The following is an 8,484-nucleotide window of genomic DNA, read 5'->3' on the forward strand; positions in this document are numbered from 1 at the left end:
CTCAAAAAGGTAGAACCTCCCTTCCCACGGATGAGTTATGATGAGATGGTTGACATCTTACAGAGTAAAGGTCTTGATTTTGAATGGGGTCAAGATCCGGGTGCCGACGAGGAGAAGATTCTCACCAAAGATCTAGAGTTACCTTTGATCGTCCATCATTATCCTTCAGAGGTAAAAGCCTTTTACATGCAAGAGGATCCTAATAGAAAAGGAACGGTATTAACTAATGACATGTTGGCTCCCGAAGGACATGGCGAGATTATCACTGGTTCCGAGAGGATTTGGAAAGTAGATGAATTGATAGAGAAGATGAAACGCTTCGGTTTGGATCCGGATTCTGAGGATTATAAATGGTATGTTGATCTGAGAAGGTACGGTTCTGTTCCACACAGCGGTTTCGGTTTAGGTATAGAACGATTCCTTAAGTGGATACTTAATCTGGATCATATTCGTGATACTATTCCCTTCCCAAGAACGATTAATCGTGTGAGGCCGTGAGGTGTATTTGAGAAAAATTGTTTGTCCGGGTGAGTTTATCGGTTATGAGAAAGAGTATTTACTCTGGGCGAAGGTGTTGCAGTAAATCGATGAAGTTGTACGCTGCGGTCATGGGTAAACTGGCGAAAAAAGGACGTAAGTTCGTATAGCCGTACCGAGGTTGTGGTCTGGTAAGAAGTATCTAGAATCCGTATCCGACGCGGTACGTATGGATGAGGCGATGCGCCTTTGTAAATAATTCTTTATAAAAAGTTAATTTCGCTGAGTTGATGTTAACAAAGAGCGAGAATAAGAAATAATTAGAATTAGTACTCATCGCAGGTATATATCCTGTCGAAATGAGTTGGGTCGTCCGGCACAGAAGAATTGTACACAGAATTTTCAAAGGTGTTATCGAACCCGTCTTCTTCTACTATGTCTATATTATTGTAGCACGCAACGGTTCCCTCAAACCTGTTTCGTTCCGTGTAGTTCATGTAAAAGCCCCAACCGTTTCGGAAAGCGCGATTGTTTATGAAATCTGAATGTAATATTATCTTCAGGAGGAACCCATATTCATTGTTATCACTAGCCTCATTACTCCTTGCAATACAATCGGTACCGTCGCCGGTGAAATAGAACCCGGTATCCCCGTAGTTTGCGTTGTTACCCTCAACAGTTCCTACAAACTCGTCGATAAAGAAACCGTACCGGCTATTCGTTACACTGCATCTGGAGATCGTTCCATCCGAACGACGTGCGAGCACGCCCGTGAAACAACCCTTGGCGTTAGAATCTATTAAAGAGAGGTTCCCAACATCGATGAAACCGTACGCTGTGTCGCATTCCCTTTCCGGTGTTAATGCCCCCGGTGTTGTTGCCTTAACGTTACAATTCTGTACAACGATGTTATCATGCTCAGAAGCGAATATAAGCCAGTGGTTATTACTGTCGTACAGAGTGTACCCTTTACAGTCTAAAGTTACATTGTCCGCCATAATGTTTATACATTCAGTTTGGTTCCAATGAGTGGCATCTATGTCTCCGCACAACTCATAATAACCTGGTTCGGTGATGTTTGTGCATGAATCGATACACTCTCCAGGAGTGCATCTTCCAACACGGTCGAAGTAGATGGGGTCATCTGGCGCCGATGTGTCATAGACTGATCCGACGAATCTGTTGTCTAAAGAGCGGTCTACCATGTCAATACCGTTGTTACAAGCAGTCGTATCCTCAAACCGGTTGTTCGTGCTATCACCTACTACACTGAGTCCAATCCCACAACCATCGATCTCAGTATGATAAAAACGGGAACCAGAAGTCGATACTACTCTGAGACCGTAGTCGGAACAATCCTTGGCAACCGTGTCTCTGAACACCTCTCCGGCCATCTCCAGGTAGTACCCAATACCGCAATCTTCGGCGGTGTTATTTGTCGTCCTTCCATCATCCACATCCATGAACGAGAAACATGTCTCAAAGCGTTCGGCATGGCAGTTTTCGATTTCCATGTCATAAGCAGTGTCAACCAAAACGCCAGTGTGACCACCGTTTCCGCTACACCTCGAATCTCTTAATGATACGTCGGCAACCATACCAAAATGGTAACCCATATTCTTCGCGTCTTCAACGTTACAGTTTATAATAGAGACATTATCATGATTGAGGACGCGAACACCGACTTGTGGGTCGAATATAGTGTATCCCTTGCAATCCAGAACAACATCATCGGTTTGTATGTCTATACACACATTATAACCCTCAGCATCTATGTCTCCGCACAACTCATAATAACCTGGTTCGGTGATGTTCGTGCATGAATCGATACATTCAGGAACGCATGCTCCGTCGCTACATGCGTACCCGACAGGGCAATCAACGATAAATGGACCTATCGGTCCCCATGGAGGAAGGGTTATGTTGAAAAGGTTGCAGCTCGTGTCACAGCACATGAACTCTGCAACAGTCTCGTCATCTACGCAGTAATCCACCTCTGTACCTGCCTGACCGGTCACGGTTCCCCTAACGAAGATATCGAACCCTCCGTCGGTATCTGTGCACTCCTGAGGCGGAAGCACGCATGCCCCTTCCTGACAGACCATATCGTACCTGCTGCAATCGATCTCTGTTGCCGCAACACAACCGTCACACTCCTCCGAACAGTAGTACTCGTTGAGTATTCTATCGTCCGTACAGTAATCGGTGTACTCGCCGAACACTCCGTCGAACAACCCTGTCGCGGTTCCTTGCACGAACGGGTTGACACCGTTAGGATGAGACGCGTCCGAATCGGTATCAGAACATCCTACTGGTGCACGGCAGGATGCTATCTTGTCAAGATATTCATCACCAATCAGCAGGTTCGTTGTGTCGTAGGTAGAACGATGGTACTCGTTTTCGAACGGGTTATTCTCCCAGATATCTACTGTGTAGAAGTAGCTTTTACGGTTGTAACAGCTCGTTGTATTGTAGAATTTGTTTGAAGTTCCGTCCACAAAAAGACCGCTTCTATTACTGTACGTTATGTTAGTGTTAATAAAGATATTGTTATCAGAATCCCAGATGAGTATACCCTCATTGCCGCTTTTGGTCACTACTGCGTCAACAACCTTATTGTAATGAGAGTTCAATAACACGATACCATAATAAACAGGGGAAATGACCGTATTATCCTCGATCACTCCTCGAAGGGTATTGTTAAAGTATATCCCCATTGATGTATTGCGAAAAGTACAGTTCTTTACGTACGGTAGTGTCGAATCTTCGGCAGCAAACCCTGCGAAAAGGTTTTCGAATATGCAGTTTCTGATCGACACGTTTTCTCTTCCAGTCACGCTTATGCCTACAACGTCCCTTGTCCCGCGGATACTGTAACCGAGACAGTCTATCATCACATCGTCCGCCTTAACATCGATACACACGCCTGAATCGGAGTTTGCGTCTATATCGCCGCAAAGAGTGTAAACACCCGGGACCTTTATCTCCATACATCTGTCTATACACTCTGGCACGGGTACACAGGCGCCTTCATGACACACATAATTATCAGGGCAATCGACATCCGATTCGTTGAGACCCGTATCGTCGCAGAAGTATTCATGTAACGTTGTCTCGTTAACACAATAATCGGTAAATGAATTTTCGGGTGTTATAACCCTTCCCTGAGTATAGATGTCGAACCCTCCGTCAGTATCCCTGCAGGGTGCGGGCGAGATCTCTATACAGTGGTAGTTCTCATCAAAAGGACCCAAGCTTGCATTACAATCGTTACAATCCTTTTCAGGGGCGCAGTATTCAGGACATGTTGGAGGCTTCGTGTCTGTTATGCCCCACCAACAGTACCCATCGCCATCGTTATCAACGCAATTAATATCATACGCTTCCGAGCTTGGAGGGACCGGAGTATAAAAACCGATCACTTCCATAAGGGTCGTATCTCTTAATATCTTTCCATAACCGTCCTCACCCCAACCAGTTCCCCAACTGTTCTTGATAATCCAGTTCGTTACACCGGTATTAGGGTCGTACTCATACCCAACTAAAACTATCGCGTGTCCTGCCCAACCCCATGTTGTACCTAAATATAACGGACCTTTCTCTATCAACGCTTTCTTGATCTCTTCAGGGTCGGTCCATCTATTAAACTTTGAAATATCATCGTAATTTTCGATCTTCCAGGCCCTCTCATCCCTATCCGCACACCTGTTTGAACAAGGCGGTTCGGACGCAACATATGGGAAACATCCTTCATCAGGTGTTCCCACGTCCCTCAAATACCTGGCGGTCGGTCCCATGTATCCACCATGACATCCGAAGGCATGCGTATCGCAAGAGACCAAATCCTGCTCTGATAAGTCTTTGTCTAAATGTTGGTTGTAATACACGTTAATAAGCCCTTCTAACGTTCCGACAGCACCGAACGCCCAACAACTTCCGCAGTGGCCTTGATTCTTTACAGGGGTCAGCCAATTCTGACAGTGCACGTCTCTCCAGTCAAACCGTTCTGGTAGGTGTGAGGATGTAGTAGGTATCTCTTCCCCTGGAACGGAAAACACGCCCCCCTTATAGTATTCAAAACCATGAGTATCGGGAAGAAAACATATATTATCGGTAGCGTTGGTAACGTTCTGACCACAAAGACCGAAGAGCCTTTTCTTTTCCTCATAGGTGTAATCAGAAACACCAGTATGTCCTGCTGTCCATCCCAGACCCAACTCCTCATTCCTTTTGTTTATTCTGTCTATCTTCGCATCGTTCTGTTTATAGATATATTCTTCGGTCGGTTTAAGAAGGGTGACGGTAGGTGCGTCTGCTTCCTGAACATAAACAGAATCTATCCAGACAGTAGCGTTCACTCCCTCTATCCTAATCTTCTCAGGTCTAGTGTCGTAAGGAAGGTTTATGGTTTCTTCAGCAACGTTGTTCAGTGTGTACTCCCCAGGGCCCCGGAGCAGATAATTACTATCCCAGACTAAATATTCTTTATCCTTTGTATCCACTAACACAACCCTTGCAAAGCTATTTTCATCTGATAGATGTATCCTTCCTGTTATCGTGAGTGATTTGATATCCTCCTTATAACTTAACGGATAATTTTTAGTATCGCGGCCGTGGATGGAAAACTCTTCCTGAATATTTATTTCTTTAAGCTCTGTCCCAGGAGGGACAGAGAAATAGACTGCCTCCTCCTCGCTCAAGATATGAACGCCTCCAGGCCCGATTACTTCGGTCTTGGGTGTTGAAATGAACATACTTGGGAGGACAAAGATAAAGAATAATATACACATAACTATAAAGGTGAGACCTAAAATGAGGACAAACCTTCTTGGCGGTAAACTCTTAAGTTTATCCACATCGACCTTCTCTTTCCCTTTCATACTTTTTTTAGATACTATATTGTCAAGGATGGCAGACCCTTTCCGCGTTAATCTGTAGTACTTCCATTTTCCCCTTTCAATCTTTTCAACAAAACCCGCGTTTGTTAATATGTCAAGATGTTCCTTGACAGTCGGTTTGGATAGGTTCAGGAGGTTTGACAACTCTGTAAGAGTATGGTCTCTCTTTCGTAGGAGTCTCAGTATCTTTATCCTGGACTTTGTGTTTATTGCTTTCAAAGCCTCTTCATCCAGCGTGTAAGGCTCTTCATCGTATGCATCCATATTTGTAGTTTGAGAAGAGAAGATTTAAAAACATGATTTTTTTGTTAGGCGAATACCTAACAGCATGTCTGACCTATCGTTAGGTTGTTTACCAACTGTTTCTCGACTGTAATGCCAGTTAAACGCTGAGTAAATAATATTCTGAGAACACGATGCTCGAATTCTCGTTAAGGCACAAATGTCATGAATAGAAATAGGAAGCTGGAAAACGAATGTTTTCGAAGATATCCGTTACGCGCGCTTTACGGAGAGGATTCAGAACACAAACAAACATTAACTACCTCAGAGATTCAAACCCTCATATGCGTTTTTTATCTTCATAAGGGCCACGAATTGCAACTAACGGTCTGACGATATCCGAAGCTCAGAGCCGAAGGCGAGGAATTTCTGCGAATGAGTGTGAAAGGAGTGAGCCGTTTATCCGTTGTTAGGTGTGTCCGTTAGGGCCGAACAGTTTTCTCATCGCGCGCGCATTGTGTAACATAGCATGGTCATTGTTGAAGTATATGTATGCTGAGAGGACGTTTCCAACAGAAAGTATACGATCCCGTATCTCCTTCAACTCATTTTCGGAGTAATCGTAGGAATACCACGAATAACGACCATGGATTCTGAGATATATGTGCCCGTTACTGTTCATGATACAGCGGGGCAGGTCAGGTGCATCTACGGACACCAACGTAATTCCTAGACGACGCGCCCAAGATACTATATCATCAGAGAACCAATCCTCGTTGCGTCCTTCCAAGGCGAATCTCGGTCCCAAACGTGTCATCTGCGCAAACCGTTTCAACCTGTCCAGAAGGTCGTCAGACGGTTTTGCAGAAGGCGGCAGTTGAAAGAGGTAATACTTCAGGTTACCGGTATCTTCTAAAGGTTTGAATCGGTCCCTGAACCAGTTCCAAATTCTGTAACTCTTTTCATTGAGCCGGTGAACATGGGTGATCAGACGGTTGACTTTGACACTCCACAACAGGCCTTTTCCTTTATGTGCCCATCCTTTCACCATGTTTGGGTAAGGTATTCGGTAGAACGACATGTTGAGTTCTACCGTATCCAACCCTGAATTTTTGACATACCAGTCTAACCCATCAGGATTCCACGAATACGACCAACCCGAAGTTCCCACATGCACAGCAGGTCTTATCATTTTCATATCCGTTTTAATCCTTGATTACTAAGATACGTAACGAGATCGTTAACCTTCACCCGTACCTGTTTCATGGAGTCCCGGTCCCTGACCGTTACCGTATCATCCTCCAACGTATCGAAATCGATCGTGATACAATAAGGTGTACCTATCTGGTCCTGCCGTCTGTACCGTCGACCGATCGCGCCTGACTCGTCGTAGAAAGCGCGGTATTGTTTCGAAATCATGTCGTATACCTCCCTCGCCTTTTTGACCAGTTGTTCCCGATTTGAGAGCAACGGAAAAACCGCAACCTGGACAGGTGCCATCTGTTTAGACATCCGTAACACTACACGTTTTTCAACACCGCCTTTAGCGGTCGGTGCATAATCGATCGAATACGCAGCATCGATGATTGCAAACACGTTTCTATCTATTCCGAAACTCAGTTCGATGACGTGCGGATAAAACCTTGTCCCGTCTTTTCGTAGAGCCGTCAGTTCGTGTCCAGAGGCTTTGGAATGACCTTTCAGATCATGGTCCCCACGGTAATGTACACCTGCGATCTCGCGGAACGTACCGAAGGATCGGAAGAAGAATTCTATGTCCCAATGCAGGATGTTGTAGAACGCCTTTTCTTTATCGCTGAGTTCTCTGATCCGAACCCTGTCTTCGGGTAACCCTATCGTGTTAATCAGAAAATCGTAGACCCGTGAGAGATAGAATGCGTACATCTTAGGCAATTCCAGTTCTGCCAACCGATAACGTTCCGTATCTTTATCCGTAACACGTTTAACATTTATCATCATGTCTTTCACATCTTTGTATCTTGGTTCGTTATCTATCTCGTCGGGGTCGAAGAAGACCTGCAGTTCCGCCTGTGAGAACTCCCGTAACCTGAACAACGCCTGCCTAGGTGAGATCTCATTACGATATGCGCGCCCTATCACTGCCAAACCCAAGGGTAGTTTGTTCCTCAACGATTCGAATTCTCTTTCAAAACACATGTACGGTGATTGAGCGGTCTCGGGACGTAGGTACATAGTATTTTCATCAACATCTTTCATTACTTGTTTGATTTTGTCGACAATCTGTAACACCCTTTCCTTATCATCTATCTTCTTAAGGTCCCGGAGCATTCCTTTAAGGTCGCCCATCGATGATCCCACTGTCACATCAAACATCAGGTTAAACCATTGCGCTACAGAGAGTTCGCCACCGCATTTCGGGCATTTGAGTTGATGTTCGGTGATGAGTTCGTTCATCTCCTCCAGGGTCAGATCTTCGGCGTTCTCGATACCCAGTTCGGTTTCAACGAGATGGTCTGCCCTATGTCTTGCCCCGCATTTTTTGCATACAACCAACGGGTCGACAAAGTTCTCAAGATGTCCAGATCCCACAAACACGCCTTTTGGCATTACTGTTGCGCCGTCGATTTCCCAGAAGTTGTGATGCAGAGACAAGAAATATGATCGCCACAACGTTTCCCATTTCCGTTTGATCAATGTGCCCAGATGTCCGTAATCGTAAAATCCGCCTTTAGATCCATAGATCTCGCAGGACGGATAGAAGAAACCTTGGTTAACGGCTAACTTCATAAGGTCGTCAAAGTTCCATTCGCACTTTTCTTGACCGTTTCGATTTTTGTTCGTCATAGATAAACACCCGGTTATTAAACACAATGTTCTGTTTAAAATCTTAATGGCGCCCTCGTCC

The 8,484-nt window shown here is 45.0% G+C and carries 4 protein-coding genes; 1 reads left to right on the forward strand and 3 read right to left on the reverse strand.

What is annotated here, in order from left to right; genetic code table 11:
* On the forward strand, positions 1-498 hold a 498-nt coding region (locus J7K41_00505), incomplete at its 5' end, for an asparagine--tRNA ligase (GenBank protein MCD6549182.1).
* A 305-nt stretch (positions 499-803) separates the two neighbouring features.
* On the opposite strand, the gene J7K41_00510 is transcribed toward J7K41_00505, so the two are convergent.
* The 3 genes from J7K41_00510 to J7K41_00520 all read right to left on the reverse strand — a co-directional run bounded on the left by J7K41_00510 (position 804) and on the right by J7K41_00520 (position 8,423).
* Positions 804-5,639 (reverse strand): metalloregulator ArsR/SmtB family transcription factor, encoded by a 4,836-nt coding sequence (locus J7K41_00510; GenBank protein ID MCD6549183.1) that lies wholly within the window; start codon positions 5,637-5,639, stop codon positions 804-806.
* 427 nt (positions 5,640-6,066) lie between these two features.
* Entirely contained in the window at positions 6,067-6,789 is a 723-nt protein-coding gene (locus J7K41_00515) for a DUF72 domain-containing protein (GenBank protein ID MCD6549184.1), read from the reverse strand.
* A gap of 2 nt (positions 6,790-6,791) precedes the next feature.
* Positions 6,792-8,423, reverse strand: coding sequence for a glycine--tRNA ligase (locus J7K41_00520; GenBank protein ID MCD6549185.1), 1,632 nt, complete (start codon positions 8,421-8,423; stop codon positions 6,792-6,794).
* Positions 8,424-8,484: the final 61 nt, after the last annotated feature.

This window comes from Candidatus Micrarchaeota archaeon (assembly GCA_021163225.1).
In the GTDB taxonomy this organism is placed as follows: Archaea; Micrarchaeota; Micrarchaeia; order Anstonellales; family JAGGXE01; genus JAGGXE01.

Bases quoted from the DNA above. Each gene is read 5' to 3' on its own strand.
- J7K41_00510 (MCD6549183.1), bottom strand. From the start codon at position 5,639: ATGGATGCATACGATGAAGAGCCTTACACGCTGGATGAAGAGGCTTTG.
- J7K41_00515 (MCD6549184.1), bottom strand. From the start codon at position 6,789: ATGATAAGACCTGCTGTGCATGTGGGAACTTCGGGTTGGTCGTATTCG.
- J7K41_00520 (MCD6549185.1), bottom strand. From the start codon at position 8,423: ATGACGAACAAAAATCGAAACGGTCAAGAAAAGTGCGAATGGAACTTT.